We start from the raw sequence: 21,771 nt of genomic DNA, 5'->3' as shown, positions 1-21,771 counted from the left end.
TTTTTTTCGGGTGAGTGGAAAGGTTGTAGAGAATCCTGAAAAGGTGAATATTGTGTGAACGCGAAAATAAACCTTATGATAAAGTCACTGTAGGCCGATATTTTCGTTCACCCTTCGGGAGGCGGGCCTATACTTGCATGGAGGTGTCGACCTGATGTCGTTTGTGCTGATGAAGAGAAGGTTTGGCTTTTCCACCTTGTTCACCAAGCTGCTGTCCGGTTTCCTCGCGGTCATTTTGCTGCTCACCGCCTTCAATCTTGTTTCCTTTTTTTATTTGAAAGGGCAAATCCACCGGGAGATCGTGAAATATAACGAGCTGGCCATGAACCATGCGGCCTCGGGCTACGAAAACCAATTCCGGCTGACCCGGGAGATGGTGCTGGGCTTGAGCCAAAACCCGGAATGGATGACGTACGTAAACCAGCTGCGCCAGGTCAAGCGCAATCAGGCATACGGCTACGTCAACGACGTGATCGGGGAAATGAAGCGGCTGTATGGAAACCCTTTTTTGGGGATGGACAATTTGATCATCTATTTTCAAAAGGACGCCTATGTCGTCGAAAAGGACGGGACGAGCAGCGCAAAGGCAATGTTCGGCACGTATTATGCAAGCCCGTCGTACCCGCCGGCTTTTTGGGATGAGCAGTTCGGAAAGCGTTACGCGTTCCGGGTATTTCCCGCGGCGGCGTTTACGGAAAACACGGCCGGATCGGTTCGCTCCAAGGGCATGCTGATGCCCGTCGTCATCAAAATGATGCCGTACAAGGATATGTATCTGGTGGCCATGCTGGATGCGGAACGGCTCGCCCGGAACCTGCAATCCGCCATGAGCGGCAGCTTTTATATTTTGGATTCGGATGGGCGCCCGCTGTATGCGCCTGAATCCGGATCCGACGCGGGTCTGCTGCCCGCCCTTCATACGTTTGACGAACGGCATTCGTTCGTGCAGACGAAAGACGCGTATTATTTTTACCGGAAAGGAACCGACACGGGGTTCATGTATGTCAGCCGCGTGCCCGTCCAAAGCATCTCCTCCCAGCTTCTGAATTTGAATCTCGTGCTGCTTTCGCTCCTCGGCATCGTCGGCCTGCTGATCGTGTTGACGTATGCGTTCAGCCGCAGGGTGCATCGCCCGATCCGCATCATGGCCGATACGCTGCGCGCCGACGAACCCGAACCGGTGCAGGGACCGGTCAAGGAAATCGAGCTGATCAGCCGCAGGGTCCAGCATTTGCGCTCCACCCATCAGCGGATCTCCAGCGATTTGGCCCGAAAAAACTCGCTGCTGCGCCATTACGCCTATACCAACCGCCTGAAAAACATCCATATGAACCTGAGCGAGCTGAAGGAGCTGGCGGATGTCAGCATGCCGTACGTCATGGTCGCGTACCAGATCATTTTCAAGGAGGCCAGCGCCGAATATCCTTTGGTGCAGGAAAAAGGGGCCTATTACATGCGGGAATACGTCGACCAGATTTGGCGGCAGGTGTATCCGGACTCCGTCACGCTCCAAACCGAACCCTGCCAGATCTTGTCCATCGTTTTCCTTCCCGATGAAAACGCGGAAACGTCGGCGCAGCTTCGGCATCTGCAGCAGGTGTTCGACCGGGACCGAAGCTCCTACCTCGTCACGATGGCGGAAAGCCCGGTACAGCCGGCAGGGGCCTCTTTCACGGCGGCGCTGGCCTGCGTGAACGGCATGCTGAAACAGCGGAAGCTTCGGGATGAAACCCAGTGGATCCGCCCGGACGGCGCCGGGCCCGGCAAAGACGCCCGCTGCTTCAAAGCGACATGGGAGCAGGAGTTCCACAACCGGGTGCTCAGCGGAAGCGACGACAGTATGCGGGAGTGGATCGCGAAAAGCTTGAGCGTGCTGGAAAAAAAGCAGGCGGCGGCCATCGAATACCGGCGGTTCGCCAAAGACGTGGCCGGCGAGCTCGACAAGCTGCTGCGCAGCCAGAACCTGCATGCGGAATTTGAGGCGGCGGCTGTGCCAATGCTGGAATCGACGCGGCATTTCTACAGCCCGGGGCAATATGAAGCCTGGTTCGGCAGCCTGCTCGGCCCGGCGCTGGAACTGATCCGGCGCAAAACGGAAAACCACGACCCGATCACGTCCTTCGTCATGACCTATATCAATGAGCATCTGGACGAGGACATCAACCTGGATATGATGGCCGACAAGCTGAATATCACCTCGGGGTACCTGTCCACCTATTTCAAGGAAAAAACCGGGCTCAATTTCAGCGATTATTTGAACGATCTGCGCATCCGCGCGGCCAAGGACATGCTGCAAAACCTCGATTTGCGCATCCAGGACGTCGCCGCCCGGGTCGGCTACCACAACGTCAATTCGTTTATCCGCATGTTCAAACGGCATGCCGGCATGACGCCGGGCGAATTCCGGAAGAAATACGCTTCCTGACGGGGAGGTTTGTCCGTCCCCGTTCAACAAAACGGTGAATGAAGTTATACCCGCGCCCAAGAAGACAGGCGGCAATTGGCGCGGCTGCTTCTTAGGCTAAAACGCACCGCCGCGAAGCGCAAAAGAACCGGCGGCCAAGAACGATTTTCTTGGCCGCCGGTTTGCGTGTGGTTACGTCGTTTTGAATTGAAGATGGGGCTGCGCTTTCCCCCGTCGGCATGGCTTAGGGGCCGTTTTCACGTCGCTCTGCCCTGGGGTCGCGGCGAAACATCCGTTTCCCTCGCTTATACGTCTCCAGCATCCGGATTTGCCCTTCGTCCAGCGTGAACAAGGCTAGATCCGCCGGTGCTCCAGGCTGCAGCCCGGCGCCGGTCTCCAGCTTCATCAGCTTGGAAGGCGCGATCGAAGCCATGTCCCAAGCTTCCCCGAGGCTGCAAATGCCGCAGGAACGCATATGCGAAATGCCCGTGGTCAGCGGCAGCGCCGATCCGGCCAGCAGCGCCGGCTGGCCGGCAAGATGCAGCCGCCCCTGCGCGGTCAGCGTGACGCGCCCGCCGACGGGAGCATCGTAGTTCCCGGGCGGCATGCCGCCCAGGCTGACGGCGTCGCTGACGAGAATCAGCCGGTCTCCTTTTACCTTCCGGGCGACCTTCAAGAAGGCGGCCGGAAGGTGGAAGCCGTCGGCAATGACGCTGGCCCACAGCCGATCATCCGCCAGCTGATCCCAAATGTAGTTGGGATGGCGCGGCAGCACCGGATGGGCGCCGTTGCCGAGGTGCGTGGACAAGCTGGCCCCGGCTGCGGCGGCGCGCCCGATTTGATCAGCGGAAGCGGCGGTATGGCCGATCGCTGCCACGATGCCTTGCTCGGCGCAGCGGGCGATAAAGGCTTCGGCCTCCGGCCATTCCGGCGACAGCGTGACGATCCGGATGCGCCCGCCGGCCGCCTGCTGCCAGGCATCGAGACGCACCGGATCGGGCGCCTTGACGAAGGCCCGGTTGTGGGCGCCGCGCGGCCCGTCTTCGGGGGATATGAACGGGCCTTCGAGATGGATGCCGGCGATGCTGTGCGCTCCGCCCAGGCCGCCTTCCCGCTCCAGCCGGGAACAAACCCGATCAATGACGGCAAGCGCCCGTTCGATCGATGCGTCGGAGCCCGTGATGACCGTCGGGTAAAACGAGGTGACGCCTTCGGCCCACAGCCTGTCGATCAGCGCTTCTACCGTCTCCTCCGCCAGGTCCGGCGCGTTCATGTCCAGTCCCCCGTAGCCGTTGATTTGCAGATCGACAAGCCCCGGGGCGATCCAAGGAAGGTTTTCGACTGCCGGCAGGTTCATTGCGTTTAACTCGCAATCCACCGCGTCAATGCTTCGGCATTCCGCGATGACCCCTTCCCGGATGCGAACCGCCACCGGCTCCCCCGTACGGTAGTGCCTCCCGATCAATTCGAAGCCGGACGTCGCCATGTTCGATCTGACCATCCATGCACCGTCTCCTTGCTTCATAAGTTTGGATAAAAATAAGAAAAGTTTTATGTTCCAGGCGAGGCGTTCTAACCTGCCGGCTTTCCTCCGTCGCCCGCATGACGTCAATGCAGCGCGACCGGCGAGGAATCCCGGTCGAGGTACATCCGGCAATCGGCATGCGTTCTCAGGATCGAGGCCGGGCAAGCCGTCGTGATCGGCCCTTCCAGCGTGCCTTGGACCGCGCGGCGTTTGGCGGCTCCGGGCACGATGCAAAACAGCCTTTCGGCCGACATCAGCGCCGGAACGGTTAACGTCATCGCATACTCCGGCACGTCCTCGAATTTCGCAAAACATCCGTCGTGAACCTGCTGCTGCCGGCACCAATCATCGAGCTTGACCTGTTTTACAAGCTCGGGATCGTTAAAATCGGCCACCGGCGGGTCGTTAAAGGCAATATGCCCGTTTTCGCCGATGCCGAGGCAGACGATATCCAGAGGCGCTTCCCGCAGCAGCGCAGCATATCTGGCGCATTCCTGCGCAGGTTCGGCGGTGCTGTCGAGCAGATGAACCTTTCCCGGACGAACCCGGCTAAACAGCTTTGTCGTCAGGAAATGGCTGAACCGCTGCGGCGCATCCGTAGACAGCCCGATGTATTCATCCATATGAAAGGCCGTTACCCGCGCCCAGTCGATGCCTTCCGCCGCTGCGAGCGCCTCAAGAAACTCGTTCTGGGAAGGCGCGGCCGCGAACACGATCCGTACGGTTCCCTGCGTATTCAGCTTTTGGCGGATCGCCTCGGCCGCTTCCGATGCGGCAGCTTTGCCCATCTCGTCCCGGCCGGCGTACTGCCGCACGTGCAAACGATCCGCCGTCCATGCTCTTTCAGCCAACGGAGTGGTACTCATCGTGCATCCCTCCTCTCTTCATCGTCGCTTTCCGAAGCAGCCCCCGGCATCAACCGACGCGTTGCCCGTGCTGCCGCAGCAAGCCGAGGAAGCTCTCCAAGCATTCCTCCGTCGCCTCCTCGCCTCCGGCGGAAAAGGCATATCCCGAAGGACGCTTCAGCTGCTCTTCGCTCAGCTCGGAAGCGAGCCTGTAATGCGTCTCGACGACAAGCCAGCCGTCGTATCCGTCCTCCGCCAGCCTGGCAAGCAGCCGGGCATACCCCACCTCGCCCCTGCCGATGGCGACGGCTTCGGTTTTGCCGTTCTCCCGTACGGCATCCTTGACGTGGATGTGGCAAATTTGGCCTTGCAGCGCTTCGTACCCGTCCGGGTAAGGCGTTTCGCCATCCGGGTCCCACAAATCGTTGCCCGGATCGTATAAAGCCCGGATCCGCGGATTCGCCGCCTCGCTTACGAGCGCAGCCACCTTGGTTCCGTTCGTCGCATACACGGAAGGATCGGCTTCCAGGGCAAGCCGGACGCCGAATTCCTCCAGCACCGGGACGGTATGCTGCAGCTCGCGCACGATGCCCGGAAAAGCCGTGCGATAATCGTCCCGGTTCGCCCAGAAGCTGAAACCCCGGAGAATCCCCGTACCGAACCTCCGCGCCAGTTCCGCGTAACGGCGGAGCATGCGGTGATGCGCGGCGACCTCCTCCTTGTTATGCAAATTGCATTTAAACACCGGCGTGGACAAGCCGCACACGCTTAGACCCGCATCGCGGATCATGGCGGCAATCTCATCCAGCCTCCGGTCGCCGAGCCGGTGAAGCTGCTTGCCGTCGACCGAACGCAGCTCCAATCCGTCCAGTCCGTACCGTTTGGCGATCCGGATGGCATCTTCGACGTTTTGCGAAATTTCATCCGTAATGACGCCAAGCTTGAATCCGCCCATCATCCAATCGCCTCCTTTTTTTCCGGCAGCCGATGGTCCTGTCAACATCCCCTATTTCTCCGAAATCCGGAAGGTTTGTAGGTCGATTCCATTCCCGCCGGCCGCCTGTCTGAATGCGCCCGCTTCTATCCGTTCCGCTTCGCGAACGAGCCGCGCAAAGGAACGGATTTCCCGGTTGCCCTGCTTTCGTTCGCCGCTTCAAGAAAAGCGATCACTTCGATCGTTTCCTCGATATCGAGCGGCGGCGTTTTCGTTTGGAACATGCGGACGACCTCTTCCAGCATGCTGGCGAAATAAGGCTTCTGCGCGGCATAGATATCGACGTATCCGGTTCCCTGCTCGCGGTGAAGCAGCGCCCCGAAACGCCGGTTCCCTTTGCGGTTTCCGCGGATGGTGCCGATCCGTCCGTCGGCCCAGACGCCGACCGCCAGATCATGGTCCTCATTGGCCGTCACCCGCACCTCCGTGCAGCCCGGTCCCATGCAGCGGTACAGCATATCCGCCATATGAATGCCGTACCAGAAAAAGCCCGGCTGGGTCGGCTGCAGCTCCATCGGACCGCAGCAGTCGGCGCCGATGATCCGGCCTTGGCCGTCGTTTGCGCGGACGGCCGCGTCCAAATTTTCCGCCCAACGGACGGAGGAGCAGCTCATGAGCGGCACCCGGTGCTCGCGGGCGAGATCGGCAATGGCGCGCGCATCCCGGCTGCTGACGGCGAAAGGTTTGTCGATAAAGACCGGTTTTCCATACGGGGCCACCGCCGCAAACTGTTCGGCGTGAATCCGCCCATCGACGGTCAGCAGCAGGATCGCATCCGCTTCCTCGGCTACCTCCCCGATGCTGCCTGCCATGCGCACGCCAAAATCGCCTTCGATTTTGGCGGTGAACCCCGCCACCCGATCGATGCTTAGCGGAAAATCGGGCGAACCTCCCGGAAAGGCGACGGTCACCCGGGCTCCCGGAACATGATGGGGATGGGCCGGATCATTGAGCATTTCCGCAAATAAAGGGGCATGGGAGGTGTCCAGGCCGATCATGCCGATATTCAATGTTTTCGAATCCATGTTTATGCGCCTCCAGGCTGTAGTCTCACTTCCCTGCCGGTTCGGGCGGACTCGTAAACGGCCAAAATCAAGTCGACCGATTTCCGCGCCTCTTCCCCGGATATGAGCGGCTCCCGGTTCTCCTTCACCGACTTGATCAAGTCGTCGATCAAAATATAGTGCCCGTCGGCCGAAATCGCGCGCGGGTCATCGGTGCCGTCGGCGGTTCCTTCTTTCGCGCCGAACGGTGCCGCATCGCCATCCACCGTTTTCCACACTTTGAAGCCGCTGTCCCCGTAAACGATCGAGCCGTGTTCCCCGTGAATTTCGAACCGCGCTTCCTGGCCCGGATTCACCGTCGTCGCTCCTTGAATGACGCCATAAGCGCCGTTTGCGTATTTCAGCACGGCCACCGCGGTATCTTCCACCTCGATGTCATGAATGAGCGGCGACGCGTAGGCAAACACGCTTTCCACGTCGCCCATCATCCAACGGATAATGTCCACGCCGTGGACGCCCTGGTTCATCAGCGCCCCTCCGCCGTCCAGCGCCCACGTTCCGCGCCAGCCGGCGCTTTTGTAATATTCGCGGCTGCGGAAATATTTGAGATAAGCGTCCCCGAGCACGAGTTTGCCCAATTTGCCTTCCTCGATCGCTTTTTTCGTCAGAAGCGCTTCCTGCGTCGTCCGTTTTTGGAATACGGTAGCAAGCTTGACCCCGTTCGTCCGGCAGGCTTCAATCATCTCATCCATATCCTTCGCCGTGATGCCCAGCGGCTTTTCGCAAAACACATGTTTTCCTGCCCGTGCCGCGGCCACCGTAATGTCGCGGTGGAGCCCGCTCGGCACGCATACGCAGACCGCGTCAACCTCCCCTCCCTGCAGCAATTGTTCCATGTTTCTGTATGTCGGCGGTGATCCGAACTCCTTCGCTAACGCTTCGGCCTTTTCCTGCACTTCATCCACGACGGCCGTCAGCTCGGCCTCCGGATGGCTGGCAATCGCACGCGCATGGAGCGGGGAAATGACGCCCGCGCCGACAATGGCAAACCTCATCTTTTTCGTCATTGCGACCTCCTTAATCGGTGAGTGCACCATGGACTTTCATCCCCCATTCTAAAAACCGGCTTGGCGGCTGCCAATCCTCCGTTGTTCCGCTTTGCCCACACCTTTGCCGTCAGCCGCAAAATGGAAGATGAATCCGCAGAAGTGCATATTCAGATGTATATGAGGCTTGACCCCGCGGTTTTCGCAAAAAAAAGAAGATGCATCATGCATCCTCCCAGATCCGGCCGCTTTACGCCTGTCTCCTGTTTTGTTCTCCGGTTTGCTCCTGCACGTTCCATCTGGCAGCCCATCGCTCCATTTCCTGCAGCGCCGTTTTGAAGTCCATTCCCTTCTCCGTCAGCGAATATTCCACGGTCACGGGCACCGTCGGGAACACTTGCCGCGAGACGATCCCGCTCTGTTCCAAATGGCGGAGCGCGTTGGACAAGGACTGCGTTTTGACGATGGCCAGGTCCCGGCTGAGCTGGTTGAACCTTTTCGGCCCCTTGGACAACTCGGCGATCACCAGGAAAGCCCACTTTGCCCCCAAAATCTGCAGCACCGAGCAAATATTCGAAAAATCGCCCGCGTCGCCGGGATTATTCTGTTCCATACACGAACCTCCCATCAGCTTACTTTTTGTAAGTTAATCAAAACATTTGGATAAGATCCAAATGTTTTGCGTTCTTACGAAAGGAATGTACTGCCATTATAATGCAATCGAGAGCTCTCCAACATCCCTGAAAGGAATGATTTTTGATGAACCGTTTATTTATATATATTCTGACGCTTGGCGTGTTTCTCACCGCCACCTCCGAGCTTGTCGTTTCGGGCATTTTGTATGTCATCGCTTCGGATCTCCGCATCTCGGTCGCGCTCGCGGGCCAGCTGGTTACGGCGTATTCGCTTGCTTTTGCCGCCCTGACGCCCGTCGTCGTCTTTTTTACGTCCCGCTGGGAACGCAAAAACGTGCTGCTCTTTTCGCTAGCCCTCTTTTTGCTGGGAAGCGCAGCCTCCCTTGTCCCTCATTTCGGCGTCGTTTTGGCCTCCCGGGTGCTGCTTGGCATCGGCTCCGGCGTTTATCTGGTCACCGCTTTTGCGGCCGCGGCCAAATTATCCCCTCCCGATAAAGTCGGCGCTTCCATCGGCACGATTGTGCTCGGGTTCAGCTCCGCGATGATTTTGGGCGTTCCAATCGGGATCGTTATCACCAAATGGCTGAACTGGCAGTCGATATTTGCGATCCTCGGCGTGCTGAGCTTGTTGATGGGACTTATCATCCTCCGGTCTCTTCCGCGCATCCCCGGCGACGAACCCGCTTCGTTCGGCCGGCAGTTTAAGGTGCTGGGTTCCGGCATCATCGCCAGCCTGCTGATGCTCAGCTTCTTCCGCGAATCCGGAAATTCCGTCCTGCTGACGTATTTGACGACGTTCATGAACGATTTGCTCCATTTCGATGCGAACACGATCAGCCTGCTGATGCTCGGCCTGGGATTGGTCGGCGCCGTCGGAGCCCGCCTGGGCGGTTCCGGCGCGGACCGTTTTGGAACCAAGCGCATCCTGATTGCCACCTTAACCGTGCATGCGGCTGCGCTTATTCTACTGCCATTGTTTACGGGCACGCTTGCCGTAGAAGTCGTCCTGATCGGACTGATCATGTTTTCGATGTTCATGGGCGGGCCGGCCTTGCAAACCCACTTTATCAAACAGGCGCCGGAGTCCTCCAGCCTCGTGCTCAGCCTGAACACGTCGATGATCCATTTGGGCCTTGCGGCCGGCGCCGGTTCGGGGGGCATGCTGATCGAACGCACGTCGACCGTGCTTTATAATCCGTGGCTGGCGGGAATCGTCGTGGCGCTGGGGCTTGGAACGGCCATTTTCAGCTTCGCGCTTGGAAAACGGCGCGCCCCTCAAACCGCGTGATTGTTACGGTCGAATCATAACCACCCGTCCAACGGGTGGTTTGCACTTGGGGTATAACCCCCTGTTGCCAAACTGCGCCTAAAGACGCTAGCCTGACAATAAATTGTTCAGGCTCAGTGTAATTTGTCTCTTTCACTTACCAGTTAAACTGGTTTACTTTTTCTTGCTACTATTTATGCTAAAAGGGTCCTCATACTCCTTCACACTCAGTTTGTCCACTGCCTGGTCATGTGCTTCTTGTTCACGAATATATTTTGCGACGGTTGCCTCGTTTAAGCCTACTGTACTGACGTAGTATCCTTCCGCCCAAAATTTCCGATTCCCATATTTATACTTTAATTGCGCATGCTTCTCAAAGATCATTAGCTCACTTTTCCCCTTCAGATATCCCATGAAGGCTGATACTGAAATTTTCGGTGGTATCGCTACCAGCATGTGTACGTGATCTGGCATCATATGACCTTCTATGATCTCTACTCCCTTGTATTTACATAATCGTTTGAAAATTTCGATTAAATCTTTCCTCACTTGATTATAGATCTCTTTCCGTCTATACTTCGGGGTGAATACAATGTGGTATTTGCACATCCACTTTGTGTGAGCTAAACTATAGTTCTTGTTTGCCATCTAAGACCATTCCTTTCAATTGAGCCTGAACATCTCAATTTTATCGGGATGGTCTTGTTGGTCAAACCCTCGTTCCCTCCACCCGCATAGCGGGTGGTTTTTTGTTTCGCACGCTTCGCGAGCTCAACTGGCTAAAGCCTAAAAATCAAAGAGGACGCCACAAGGCGCCCTCTACAGGTTTAGGAAATCGTAATATTCAACGTTTTGATTTCGTATGGCGCGAGAGCCACCTTGATCGTCCGTCCATCGACAGGCAGCGGAGTCGGATGCTCCTCCATCAAGTCCGTTTCCGCCGCCGAGCGAATCGCACCGAAGTACGGATCGATTTCGACCGCCGCTTTCGTCCGGATGCCGCCGAATTCGTACAGGCGCACAATGAGCGAGCTGCCGTCTTCGGCTTTTTTGACGGTATCGATCATCACGTTGCGGGTATTTACGCTCAGCATGCCAAGCGATTCCGGAAGCCCCGTCTCGCCGCTAATGCCTGCCGCCATCAGCGGCGCATTCAGCTCGCAAGCCGCCTGATGCGTTCCCGCCTCATACCAGCCGCCGCTGTGCGGATACAGCGAATACGTAAATTCATGCAGCCCTTGGTCCGCGCTTCCGTCCGGATACACGGCGGACTTGATCAAGCTCAGGCGGATGACGTGGTTCCGGATGTCATGCCCGTATTTGCAATCGTTCAGCAGGCTGACGCCGTAGCCGCCTTCGGACAGGTCCACCCAGCGCTGGGCCACCGATTCGAACCGCGCGTAATCCCAGCTCGTATTCCAGTGCGTCGGCCGCTCCACGTTGCCGAACTGGATTTCGTACGTCGCTTTGGTCGAACGGATCTCCACCGGGAAGGCCGTTTTGAGCAGCTGCTGGCGTTCATGCCAGTCGACGCGCGTTTTGAAATCGATACGCGGATGATCGCGGTAGACGGTCAAATGCTGCTCGATCGTCGAGCCATGATAACCGTACACCAGCTTCAGCACGCCGCGCAGCGGACCGGCTTCGAGCACCGCCTGCTCCTTCAAGCCGTCCACGACCGTCATTTTCTCTTGGTAATAGATATCGATATCCCATGCGTCATGCGCCATCGGCTTATCCTCGAACACCTGCAGCACGTTGGCCGGCTGTCCCGGCTTCAGCACTTCGCGTCCGGCCTGCTTGTCGTATAGCGAAACGATTTGGCCCGTTTCGTTCAAGCGGATGCTGTAATAAGGGGTTTCCAGGCGATCCTTTTCGATGGCCCATTCGGAGGCCATGCTGCCGGTCGCGTTCGCTCCAACGCCGCTTTGGGTTTGGTCCGCCTCGCGGCGTCCGTAAATGGTCGTATATCCGTATGCCGGAACATCCTGAACCGCCACCAGCGCCTTGCCTTGATCCCAAGATCCCGCCGAAGGTGCCTGGATATCCAGCTTAACCCCATCCGCCGTATACCAGGCATATTCCGCCGCGCCGTCCACATCGACCTCGGCCAGGAAGGAACGCGTCCAGCCGAGCGCATTAAAGATGCGGACCGGCAGCCCTTTCTCCGCGCCAACAGCTGCCGATGCCTTATGACCGCTCAAGCTGGCAAGGCCCGTTTCGATCGCCGCCAGCGCCAGCTTTTCGGATTCCTCGTATTCCAGCTTGCTGTCCTCGTAAACTTCATGGATGGAGGAGCCCGGAATAATGTCATGGAACTGGTTGCGCAGCACGATCTCCCAGCTTTCCGCAAGCTGCTCCGACGGGTAGGCGTGACCCGGATGGAGCGCCAGCGCCAGCGAGTTCAGGAATTCGGCTTGGTGCAGCAGCAGCTCCATCCGGCGGTTCATCCGCTTGTTGTACGCCTGGGACGTATAGGTGCCGCGGTGGTATTCGAGGTACAATTCGCCGTCCCACAGATGAAGCAGCGGATTGTCCTTCACCTTCTCCTCCAGCTGGACGAAGAAATCCTCGGCCCCGCCGGCTTTCACCTGCGGCGCTCCCGGCATGTCCTCGTAACGCCGCACCGCTTCCAGCATATCGCGGGTCGGGCCGCCGCCCCCGTCGCCCCAACCGTACGCAAGCAGCAAGCGGTCGTTGATATCCTTCTGGCGGTAGTTGTTCCACAAGCCCTGCACCGACGCTCCGGTCACGTTGCCGTTGTAGGTGTAAAACCAGCTGCCGTCGTTATCCGGCGTCGTAATGTAATGCGTCAAAATCTCCGTTCCGTCGATCCCTCTCCAGGTAAACGTGTCGTAAGGGAAACGGTTGTATTGGCTCCAGCTGATTTTGGTCGTCATGAAATAATCGATGCCGCTTTTCTTCAGAATTTGCGGGAGCGCCCAGCTGTAGCCGAACACGTCCGGCAGCCACAGCACGCGGTTGTCGACGCCGAATTCCTGCTTGAAAAAGCGTTTGCCCGTCAGGATTTGGCGGACCAGCGACTCGCCCGAAGGAATATTGCAGTCCGATTCAAGCCACATCGCGCCGGTCGCTTCCCAGTTGCCTTTTTGGACGCGGTCTTTGATCTTTTCGAACAGCGTCGGAAAGTCTTTTTTCAAATAGGCGTACAGCTGCGGCTGCGACTGAAGGAACACGTATTCCGGAAAGCGGTCCATCAACGTCAGCACCGTCGAGAACGAACGTCCCGATTTTTCGCGCGTATGCTGCAGGCGCCACAACCAGGCCACGTCGATATGGCAGTGCCCGACGGCGGTAATTTGCGGGCGGGGCCCCCGCGGAATCGCTTCAAGCCGTGCCCGCAGCGTTTGGCGCGCCTGTACGGCCGAAGCGTAAAAAGCGTCGGAACCCGGACGGCTCCAGTCCAGCTCGCGGAAAGCTTCTTCCAAAGCGGCGGTGAGCTCATGCCTTTCCACCTGGCGTTCATCCAGCTGCTTTACGGTTTGCAGCATATGCAAGGACGTATAATACAGGTCGTCCACATGTTCGTCCAAGATCCCTACGCTAAGCGAATCGATGCGGTGATCGAACGGCGAACGCCCGTCATGGGCGGTCAGCCCGCTCCACGCGTAAACGGCCAATTCCGCACGGCCCGCGGCCACCGCGCCATCCGGGAAAAACAGCTCCGCATGGTTGCGGTCCAGCGCCTGGAGCGGTTCCCCGTTCAAGTACGCTTGCGCTTCATATCCCGAGCAGTTCCCTCCGCCCGTTTCGCCGAATTTGATCAGGCCGATGACATCCCGGCCTCTCCAGCTTTGAGGGAATTCGACTTCCGTAATAAACCACGCGTAACGGTCCCGGCCGCCCCAGCGGTCGCCGACGCGAACAACTGGACTGGACGGGGCGAGCTCCCGCGCCTCCTTTAACCCCTTCACGTCGGGCACGATGCGGACCCGATCCAAAGTCCGGCCTTCCCGGTATCTGAGTCCAGCCAATTCGCGAATGCGGTTCTCCAATTTTTGAAGAACAAATCTCATAAGTCCCCTGCTCCCTTCTCCGGTTCAAATGACCTTTTAATATATACAATATATCATTTATATCTAAAAATATCATTAAAAAACATCGGCGGGATCCCCAAGGATGGAATGTCGTAAAAAGAAAAAACCGGCTTTCCACAATCGGAAAAACCGGTTATTGCCACGTATGCGGTTAAGAAGAAGCCGGTCCGGTGGTGCGCAGCGGGACCAGCTCCGGCTGCATAATGATTTTGCTGTACTTCGGCGTATGTGCAGGATTTTCGAGCAGGCGCAGCAGCACTTTTCCCGCTTCGTATCCCATTTGCTCTTCTTTTTGGTTAATGAACGTAAAGATGCTGAACTCCTCGAACATCGGGCTCGGATTGTCGAAGGTGATGATCGATACGTCCTCCGGCACCCGCAGGCCGGCCGCTCTGGCCAAAGACCAGATATGCACGCCAAGCTTGCAGTTCAAGGCGATGTAGGCGGTAGCCATTTTATTTTTGATGAAACGGTACAGCGGGTAGTCCTCTTGAAACGGCTCGTCCTGAATGCTGAAATCGGTCAGGATCAGCGCCGGATTAATGAGCGCCCCCTGACGCTTCAACGCCTCGTTGTACCCCTGGATCCGCTCCTCGACGGTAACGGTCGGCATCGGCGTGTCCGAACAGATCGCAATGTTGCGGTGCCCTTCGTTCCATAGATGCTCCACGGCAAGGATCGAACCCTGCAGCGGATCGGACAACACGACATTCGTCTCGACGCCCGGCAGATGCCGGTCCAGCAGCACGAACGGATAATTTTGCATTTTCAGGGCGATGATTTCTTCGTTGTATACCTCGGCGTCCACCGGGAAAATCAGCAATCCGTCCACTTTGGAGCGCAGCTCGCGAATGGCGTTTTTTTCGAGTTCCTTGGAATTGTACGTAAACATGATGATCAGCGAATATTTGCTGTCCTTCAGCGCCTTGCGGATGCCGCGCACCATTTGGATCGCAAAAAAGTCCTCGATGGAAGGAAAAATAAGCCCGATTTTGGGCGTTGTCGCCTGCTGCGCTTCGAAAGGGCCGTCCCCGGCGTTCTGGATGTAGCTTTCCGGTATGCCCTTGACGTAACTGCCCCGGCCGGGGATCCGGTAAATCCACCCTTCGTTCGCCAAGTCGGCCAGCGCGTTGGCCACCGTAATGCGGCTGACCTGAAATTGCTCGATCAATTCCTTTTCGGTCGGAATCCGGTCATCCTCCACCAGCTGCCTGGACGAAATCAATTGTTTGAAGTGGTTTTGGATCTGGATATAGAGCGGTTCCCGTTCCTGACTCATCTGCTACCCCCCAATGACGTTTATTGCTTCGCATGCGGTTGCCCCGCCCTTGTGTGTATGGAATGAGCTAAGCGTTCTTCTCCCGTCAGTCCTCCGGATGCGCGTTCCTTAGTCTCGATTCGTTCGTTGGCATGATTTTATAACATTCATTATATCATTTAGGCTGCAAGGCAAGTCAACGGAGCGGATGCGATTTGCGTCGATGGCGATCACCGGAGCCGGGTGGCTTCATCCCCGAAAGCATTCGTTCGCTCCGCTCAGGCAGTTCCCGCGTCGACCCGTCGAATGCGCAGCAGACCTTCCTCCGCCGTTCCGATCGTTACCGAAGTGCCGGCCGTAAAATCGATGTCGAGCGTTTGCCCGCGGTACCTTACGCTGCTCCTTCCGTCGAAATCGGCCGTTACGGTCGCTTCCTCCAGCAGGCCGTTCGCCCAGGATACGTTCACCGTGTAACCGCCCCGAGCCCGCAATCCTTTGACGCTTCCTTCATTCCACTCCCCCGGCAGGGCCGGCAGCAGATGGATGTCCCGCTCATGGCTTTGCAGCAGCATTTCGGCGATGCCTGCCGCGGCGCCGAAGTTGCCGTCGATCTGAAACGGCGGATGCGCGCACAGCAGATTCGGATAGATGCCGCCCTTATGGTAATCAAAGCCTTCGCCATCCACGATCGCAAGAAAATTGTTCAGCACCTGCCATGCCTGGTCCCCGTCGCCTAAACGCGACCACAACGCCACTTTCCAGCCCATGCTCCAGCCCGTGCCTTCGTTGCCGCGAATCTCGAGGGAACGCCGCGCCGCCTGCGCGTATTCGGGCGTTCCCGTTACGGTCAGCTCGCTGCCGGGGTACAGGCCGTACAAATGGGAAAGGTGGCGGTGTTTCGGATCGGCATCGTCGAAATCCCGATCCCATTCCACCAACCGGCCGTTCGCGCCGATTTGCAGCGGGGGCAGTTTGCTTCGCGCTTCCCGGCAGCGATCGGCGAAATCCTCTCCTTCTCCCAGCAAACCGCAGACCTCGATGACGATTCCAAACAGCTCCCGGCACAACGTCATGTCCATGGCCGAAGCCCGCGAGACCGAGCTATGCCGGTCCGTACCCGGCACGATGAAGCTGTTTTCCGGCGAAGTGGACGGGCTGGTGATGAGCCGTCCCGCATCATCGGCCACAAGCCAGTCGAGCAAAAACCCGGCGGCTTCGCGGATCAGCGGCCATGCCCGGTTCCTCAGGAAACCCAGGTCTCTGGTAAACAAATAATGCTCCCACAAATGGCTGCACAGCCAGGCCCCGGCCATCGGCCAATAAGCCCACTGCGCATCCCCGTGCGGCCCGACGTTGTTCGTACGCCATAAATCCGACATCGTATGCGCGGTCCAGCCCCGGCAGCCGTACTGAATCCGGGCCGTACGCGCGCCGGTGACGGCCTGCTGCCCGATCAGGTCCAAAAGCGGCTCGTGGCATTCGGACAAATGGCATGTTTCGGCAAGCCAGTAGTTCATCTGCACGTTGATGTTGAAATGGTAGTCGCAGTTCCAGGGCGGCTGCACCTTGTCGTTCCATATCCCCTGCAGGTTGGCCGCCTGCGTTCCGGGCCTCGAGCTCGATATGAGCAGGTAGCGGCCGTATTGGAACACGAGGCTGAGCATATCCGGGTCTTTGGCGCCGTTCATGATGCGGCGAAGCCGCTCGTCCGTCGGCAGGCCGCGCGGGACATCCGCGCGTTGCGGGGAGCCCAATTGAAGATCTACGCGCTTGAACAGCGCCTGATAATCGCGTACATGCGCCTCCAGCAGCGCATCGAAGCTTTGGCCCTCCGCTTCGCGCATGACGCGGCGGCAGACCGCCGCCGGATCGATGCCGCTATGCCCCGGAATCCGGTCCGAACCGTCAAAGCTTGTCGCCGATGTATACAACAGCGTGACGCCGCTCGCGCCCGACAAGATCAGCCGGCCATCCCCGGCATGAAGGCGCCCCCCTTCAGGAAGCACGCGAACGAACGCGGCGAAGCGCATCGGCCTTCCCGGCTGTTCTTCGTCATAAATCACGGCCGGTTCTTGCCCGTTGTTGTGGTTCCGCACCCGGAGAGGGCATTCGCCCGTCAGCAGCAGCGAGCCGTCAGAATAAGCCTGCACGGCATGCTTCAGCTCCGAAGTCAAAGACACCGCCAGCTTCACGCCAGCCGGATCTGCGCTTTCGATGCGGACGGCCATGACCTGGTCGGCCGCCGAAATAAACGCCGTGCGGCTCTGCCTGCGTCCTTCCGCGCCGAATTCGGTCCGGGCAACCGCCGTATCCAGGTCCAGCGAACGGGTATAGTCCCGTTCATCCGGCTCCCCCGCAAATTCCAACATCAAATTGCCGAGCGGCTGATACGGCTGCACGCCTTGCCCGGGCATGCCGAGCATGCTGCGCTCGATCAGCTGCTGCGCCTCCGCGTATTTTCCCTCCGCCAGCAGGCGGCGGGCTTCCGGCAAGGAGGCTGCCGCCCCCGGATGATCCTCTTGAACCGGATAACCGGCCCAAAGCGTATCCTCGTTTAATTGCAGCCGTTCGCGCCGAATGCCGCCGAACACCATCGCGCCCATTCGTCCGTTGCCCAGCGGGAGCGCCTCCTCCCATTTTTTCGCAGGCTGCTTGTACCAAAGCATGTTCCCCTTCGCCATTGCCGCCGACCCCCATCCCATTTTTCTATGGCCTGACCCATAGCTATATAATCCACGATGTTACCCGGTTCGGCTGGTGCCCCAGCGCCTATCGTACGCCGCAAACGCTTCCATATTCAGCGGTATGACTGAAACGATCCAGAGCGGCACCGGCCCTTATGATTACACTATCTCCGTATTGAGGAACATTGTACACTCCCGACATCCAAAATTAAACATATTATTCAAAGAAAAAAGAGCCCTCCCTGCTTCCCTATCGGACGCAAACTTTCCAATAGGCGGCTGAGAACGACCCTCACGAATGTATTCATCGGCACTTTCAGACGGTAACGATTTTGCCCAAAGCGGTCTCCTTTTCCGTTCGTTTCATTGATAGACTGCCTTTTCCAAGCATGGCTCCCGTTCTGCCTATGCTGCAAGGTCAGTGAAGTTTTAGGCCGGGCTCAAAAACGGATCAGAACTTTACCTTTTTCGGACATACCTTGTAGACCGCAAACGCGACGATCCCATAAATCGCGCCGTACATGGCCCATGCGTCGATATTGTCCGCCAAAGCGGACAAGTCGTTTGCAAGAAACAGCAGCGGAAGCAGCAGCGCGATGGCTGCGCCGACCAGGATATTGACGTGCAGCAGGCGGCAAAACACCCCGATCAAAACCGCCAGGAGCGGACAGATAACAAATGCGGGAAGAAGGACGTTCATCCTTTCGAACAACCAATAAAGCATGCACATCACCTCCACCATAACAATCATACTTATTAAGTAGAACGTTATAGGGATGCAGAAAGTTACCGTTCCGAAGCCAAAACGGCAAAAGTCATGCGTAACGTCAAGTGTCTTCCCTCTTCCGGATGCCTCCCACAAAAATGGTCACCGCCTGCTGGAACAGCCGCTGCAGCGGTTCGCCGTCCATCGTCAGCGTAAACTGGCACAACGTCCCCATCCAGCTGCCGAACAGCAGCGTCGTCTCTTCGAGGTTCTCGATCGCAAATTCGCCGTTTTCCACCCCTTCGCGGAAAATCTCCGCGTAAGCGGCCATCGGCGTAGCCGCCAGCCCTTGCAGCGCCTGCAGCGTCTCCGGGGAAGTGTTCGGATTCATCGCCAGCTCCTGGCCTACAGGCAGCAGCGGCGTCTTGTAGTTATTCATGACGAAATAAGCCATCCCGTACAGCTTCTCTACGGCCGTCGGGTACGAACCCGCGACCGCCTTCCACTTTTCTCCCCAGTTGCGCATCGTCTCCAGGGACAAGTGGACAAACAGCTTCTCTTTGTTTTCGAAATGGTAGTAAATATGGCCTTTGCTAAACCCCGACTCGCGCGAAATATCCGCGATGGACGTGCCCGCAAAGCCTTTTTGCGCAAACAGCTGCGCCGCTTTCTCGGCGATGACCTGCCGCGTTTCCTCGCTGTTGTAATGACGTTTGTTCATGGAATAAACCCTCTGTTCCTCGGTTCGCTTAATGTTGAACGATTGTTCCATTCCGAGTATATTGCAATAACATACGGCCGGCAAGAAGCGCAGCAATTCGCGGATCGCACTTTATTTGAACTCCCTTTTCAACTTGTTCATATATATAAAGCGCCTATAAGGCGAACGCCGAGCCACGGTTCGGAGGGATCCCGGCCATCCGTTCACCGTCGCTCTCTTCGCTTAAGGCGCTTTGCTTCTGCGATCTTGCAGTATTTCTGCTTCAAACCCAAGGGCGGATCATTTCAGGCGATCCTATGCCAAGGTCGCCTTTTTTTGCGAAAGGCTCCTATTCAGCTTTGAGCCATTGGCTTTTCCGGTACTCGCCCGGCGGAATGCCGGTTATTTTTTTGAACATCCGGTTGAAGGATGTCACGTTGCGATACCCGATGCGGGCGCTGATCTCCTGCACGCTCAGCTCGGTGCCCGCCAGCAGCTCCTTGGCCTTGCGGATCCGGACCGCGTTGAGATGATCGCTGAAATTGGCGCCCGTCTTCTCCTTGATATAAACCGACAGGTAGGCTGCGGACAAGTTCAACCTGTCGGCCAGCAAATCAAGCGAAAGATCGTCGGCGTACCGGTTCTCGATCATCTCCATGACAAGCGAGACGGTCGGATCCTGCTTCTCCTTATTCGCTTGGACGACCGCAGCCGCATCGGTGAACAACTGCACGAACAGCTGCTTGAACTGGTCGAGCGTAAAGCATTCGCCTACATGCTCGACATAACGCAGACGCATCGAGGCGTCGGCGTCCGAGCCGTAAGGCTCCAGTATTTTCGCGACTCTGGCGATGACGCCCCCTGCAAGCTCACGGAGCTGCTGAACGCCGGCCCCTTTCTTGTCCATCCGGTCCAGCATGCGTTCCATGAACGAGATGCAGTAATTGCGGTTTCCGGCCTGCAAATTTGCGTACAATTCCTGTTCCTGCGGCACCGTCAGCAGGAGCAGCTCCGGCACGGCGCGATGAACGCGCAGCACCTGGCTTTCGTCCAGGGGCCTCGCCTGCCGGGCCATCCGGAGTACCTCGCGATAGGCGTCGTTGAACTGCGCGGAACTATCATGGACGGAGCTGACCGCGATCGTCGCGAGCAGGTAAGCCTTGTCGCGGTCGAGGATCGATTTGAGCGTCTCCAACGTCTCATCCAGCGTCTCCCGTGTTTCCTCGCTCCGGATCAGCGACAGAATCTGATTGTTCTCGATTTGAAACGTATGCGACGAAGGCATTCGCTCCGATAGGAAGATATGGATATATTCCCGGACATAATACGCCATCCGGTCGGTCCGGAGCTGGCTGGCGGAGACGGTTTTCGATTTGAAATGGAGCTGGCACAGCACCAGGACGAACGGCTCGTCGATTCCGGCGATATCGTTCCATTCGTTGATGTCGGATGTAATCGCCTTCAATTTGTTGATGTAACCGAAGCTGGTCAGGAGCGTCCGCTTCCCCAACAGTTCCTTGCGAATGGCCTCCTTCTCCTTCATGAGCTCGCCGATATTTCGCTGGATCAGATCGAACTCCTGGATCGCGCTCGGCACTTTGACCGGATCCCGCCGCATGAGCGATGCAACCATTTGCTTCACCGGACGGTTGATCTTGCGGCCGAAATACAGCGAAGCCATCACGCAGATGACGACGGACACGGCGAAGACGACAAGGAGCGACAGGCTGGCGTTCCGTACTCTCGACGCAATATCCGCGGAAGGTACGGCCGTAACGTAGGTCAATCCGGACGCCGGGTCTTTCTTCGCAAAATAATAGCGGTCTTCCGACAGCGCATAGTCCCGGCCGCCTTCGAACGCGGGCATGTCCATCGCGGACAGCTCGCCGGAGGAGCTGTACACGAGCGTCCCGTCATCGGAGACGATCATGAACAGCCGGTCGCCGGTTTCCCCGAAAAACGTCTGATACATCGTTCGGGCGTCCAGCAGCGCGATCACAACATAATCCGACGACGGCATCCGGAACGAAAACGGGATCAGCTGCGCGGTGTAGGACACGTTCAGGTCGTTGATCGTGAACGCGTCGTTCGGGTGCAGAACGTAATTGTCGGCCCGATTCGTTTGATCCCGCCAATAAGCGAACGGATAACGGCTGCTTTCGTAGAAACGGGAAAACATCATTTCCGCGTCGACCGTGCCCTCCTTGTCGACGATCAGGGATCCGCGCTCGTAATAGATGAGCAAGTTATTCAGATAATTCATCGAATTAAACGCCTCGGCGCGAACCGCCTTCAGAACTTCCGAAGCCATCAGCGGTTGCGGCCCTTCCCCCGTTTTTCCCAGCTGCCTGTCATAAGCCACGACATGTGCGTTCCGGTACGTTTCGAACAGCATCGTCCGGATGCGCTCGAAATGGGCGCGGTACAGGTCGGCCGTATTGTTCAACATCAGGCGGTTGTACTGGATCACCTCGCGCTGCACTCCCCGGTTGAACAAAAAAATGCTAAGCACGTTAAAAACGGAAAACAACAGGATGATGCATAGAAAAATGGCAAACATCTGAAACCCTAGCGTTTTGCGGTTTACGATCGGCCATTTCAATCATGCTTGCTCCCTTCTCCATCTAACTACCCCAAACCTTGAA

General features: G+C 57.6%; 15 protein-coding genes. 2 read left to right on the top strand and 13 right to left on the bottom strand.

Going from position 1 to position 21,771, the window contains the following annotated elements; translation table 11 throughout:
* Positions 1–133: 133 nt before the first annotated feature.
* Complete coding sequence (locus NYE48_RS02140) at positions 134–2,425, top strand: helix-turn-helix domain-containing protein (RefSeq protein ID WP_212948633.1); 2,292 nt, start codon at positions 134–136, stop codon at positions 2,423–2,425.
* A 223-nt stretch (positions 2,426–2,648) separates the two neighbouring features.
* Here NYE48_RS02140 and NYE48_RS02135 read toward each other — a convergent pair whose 3' ends face one another.
* The 6 genes from NYE48_RS02135 to NYE48_RS02110 form a co-directional block, all read right to left on the bottom strand.
* Positions 2,649–3,905: an N-acetylglucosamine-6-phosphate deacetylase gene (locus NYE48_RS02135; protein WP_340996601.1), complete on the bottom strand. Its 1,257-nt coding sequence runs from the start codon at positions 3,903–3,905 to the stop codon at positions 2,649–2,651.
* Between the two features lie 107 nt (positions 3,906–4,012).
* A complete protein-coding gene (locus NYE48_RS02130; protein ID WP_340996599.1) occupies positions 4,013–4,795 on the bottom strand; it encodes a glucosamine-6-phosphate deaminase in 783 nt (260 codons plus the stop codon).
* A gap of 49 nt (positions 4,796–4,844) precedes the next feature.
* The gene (locus tag NYE48_RS02125) at positions 4,845–5,777 is read right to left on the bottom strand and encodes a sugar phosphate isomerase/epimerase family protein (protein WP_340996597.1); all 933 of its coding nucleotides are present in this window, start codon (positions 5,775–5,777) and stop codon (positions 4,845–4,847) included.
* A 77-nt stretch (positions 5,778–5,854) separates the two neighbouring features.
* Positions 5,855–6,793: a Gfo/Idh/MocA family protein gene (locus NYE48_RS02120; RefSeq protein WP_212948627.1), complete on the bottom strand. Its 939-nt coding sequence runs from the start codon at positions 6,791–6,793 to the stop codon at positions 5,855–5,857.
* A 2-nt stretch (positions 6,794–6,795) separates the two neighbouring features.
* On the bottom strand, positions 6,796–7,839 hold the full coding sequence (locus NYE48_RS02115; protein ID WP_340996593.1) for a Gfo/Idh/MocA family protein: 1,044 nt from the start codon (positions 7,837–7,839) through the stop codon (positions 6,796–6,798).
* Positions 7,840–8,068: 229 nt separating this feature from the next.
* Complete coding sequence (locus tag NYE48_RS02110) at positions 8,069–8,431, bottom strand: winged helix-turn-helix transcriptional regulator (RefSeq protein WP_036709587.1); 363 nt, start codon at positions 8,429–8,431, stop codon at positions 8,069–8,071.
* 146 nt (positions 8,432–8,577) lie between these two features.
* Here NYE48_RS02110 and NYE48_RS02105 point away from each other — a divergent pair, with 146 nt between their 5' ends.
* Positions 8,578–9,741 (top strand): MFS transporter, encoded by a 1,164-nt coding sequence (locus tag NYE48_RS02105; protein WP_036709585.1) that lies wholly within the window; start codon positions 8,578–8,580, stop codon positions 9,739–9,741.
* Between the two features lie 153 nt (positions 9,742–9,894).
* On the opposite strand, the gene tnpA is transcribed toward NYE48_RS02105, so the two are convergent.
* The 7 genes from tnpA to NYE48_RS02070 all read right to left on the bottom strand — a co-directional run bounded on the left by tnpA (position 9,895) and on the right by NYE48_RS02070 (position 21,728).
* Positions 9,895–10,368 (bottom strand): IS200/IS605 family transposase, encoded by a 474-nt coding sequence (gene tnpA, locus NYE48_RS02100; protein WP_340996591.1) that lies wholly within the window; start codon positions 10,366–10,368, stop codon positions 9,895–9,897.
* A gap of 179 nt (positions 10,369–10,547) precedes the next feature.
* Positions 10,548–13,757, bottom strand: coding sequence for an alpha-mannosidase (locus NYE48_RS02095; protein ID WP_340996590.1), 3,210 nt, complete (start codon positions 13,755–13,757; stop codon positions 10,548–10,550).
* A gap of 172 nt (positions 13,758–13,929) precedes the next feature.
* Entirely contained in the window at positions 13,930–15,057 is a 1,128-nt protein-coding gene (locus NYE48_RS02090) for a GntR family transcriptional regulator (RefSeq protein WP_212948623.1), read from the bottom strand.
* 257 nt (positions 15,058–15,314) lie between these two features.
* Positions 15,315–17,717 carry a glycoside hydrolase family 95 protein gene (locus tag NYE48_RS02085; protein ID WP_340996588.1) on the bottom strand — a complete coding sequence of 801 codons (2,403 nt, stop codon included), beginning with the start codon at positions 17,715–17,717 and terminating at the stop codon, positions 15,315–15,317.
* Positions 17,718–18,171: 454 nt separating this feature from the next.
* Positions 18,172–18,444, bottom strand: coding sequence for a hypothetical protein (locus tag NYE48_RS02080; protein ID WP_036709582.1), 273 nt, complete (start codon positions 18,442–18,444; stop codon positions 18,172–18,174).
* 103 nt (positions 18,445–18,547) lie between these two features.
* Positions 18,548–19,147, bottom strand: a complete 600-nt coding sequence (locus NYE48_RS02075) for a TetR/AcrR family transcriptional regulator (protein WP_036709578.1) — start codon at positions 19,145–19,147, stop codon at positions 18,548–18,550.
* A 328-nt stretch (positions 19,148–19,475) separates the two neighbouring features.
* Complete coding sequence (locus NYE48_RS02070) at positions 19,476–21,728, bottom strand: AraC family transcriptional regulator (protein ID WP_340996584.1); 2,253 nt, start codon at positions 21,726–21,728, stop codon at positions 19,476–19,478.
* Positions 21,729–21,771 lie beyond the last annotated feature (43 nt).

This window comes from Paenibacillus sp. FSL M7-1455, from assembly GCF_038004655.1.
GTDB classification, from domain to species: Bacteria; Bacillota; Bacilli; order Paenibacillales; family Paenibacillaceae; genus Paenibacillus_AQ; species Paenibacillus_AQ cookii.
The sequence above is the reverse complement of the archived record's forward strand: the minus strand, read 5'-3'. Positions and strand labels throughout refer to the sequence as shown.

Coding starts and splice junctions, on each gene's coding strand:
- NYE48_RS02135 (WP_340996601.1), bottom strand. CDS start 3,905: ATGGTCAGATCGAACATGGCGACGTCCGGCTTCGAATTGATCGGGAGG.
- NYE48_RS02130 (WP_340996599.1), bottom strand. CDS start 4,795: ATGAGTACCACTCCGTTGGCTGAAAGAGCATGGACGGCGGATCGTTTG.
- NYE48_RS02125 (WP_340996597.1), bottom strand. CDS start 5,777: ATGTTGACAGGACCATCGGCTGCCGGAAAAAAAGGAGGCGATTGGATG.
- NYE48_RS02120 (WP_212948627.1), bottom strand. CDS start 6,793: ATGGATTCGAAAACATTGAATATCGGCATGATCGGCCTGGACACCTCC.
- NYE48_RS02115 (WP_340996593.1), bottom strand. CDS start 7,839: ATGACGAAAAAGATGAGGTTTGCCATTGTCGGCGCGGGCGTCATTTCC.
- NYE48_RS02110 (WP_036709587.1), bottom strand. CDS start 8,431: ATGGAACAGAATAATCCCGGCGACGCGGGCGATTTTTCGAATATTTGC.
- NYE48_RS02105 (WP_036709585.1), top strand. CDS start 8,578: ATGAACCGTTTATTTATATATATTCTGACGCTTGGCGTGTTTCTCACC.
- tnpA (WP_340996591.1), bottom strand. CDS start 10,368: ATGGCAAACAAGAACTATAGTTTAGCTCACACAAAGTGGATGTGCAAA.
- NYE48_RS02095 (WP_340996590.1), bottom strand. CDS start 13,757: ATGAGATTTGTTCTTCAAAAATTGGAGAACCGCATTCGCGAATTGGCT.
- NYE48_RS02090 (WP_212948623.1), bottom strand. CDS start 15,057: ATGAGTCAGGAACGGGAACCGCTCTATATCCAGATCCAAAACCACTTC.
- NYE48_RS02085 (WP_340996588.1), bottom strand. CDS start 17,717: ATGGCGAAGGGGAACATGCTTTGGTACAAGCAGCCTGCGAAAAAATGG.
- NYE48_RS02080 (WP_036709582.1), bottom strand. CDS start 18,444: ATGCTTTATTGGTTGTTCGAAAGGATGAACGTCCTTCTTCCCGCATTT.
- NYE48_RS02075 (WP_036709578.1), bottom strand. CDS start 19,147: ATGAACAAACGTCATTACAACAGCGAGGAAACGCGGCAGGTCATCGCC.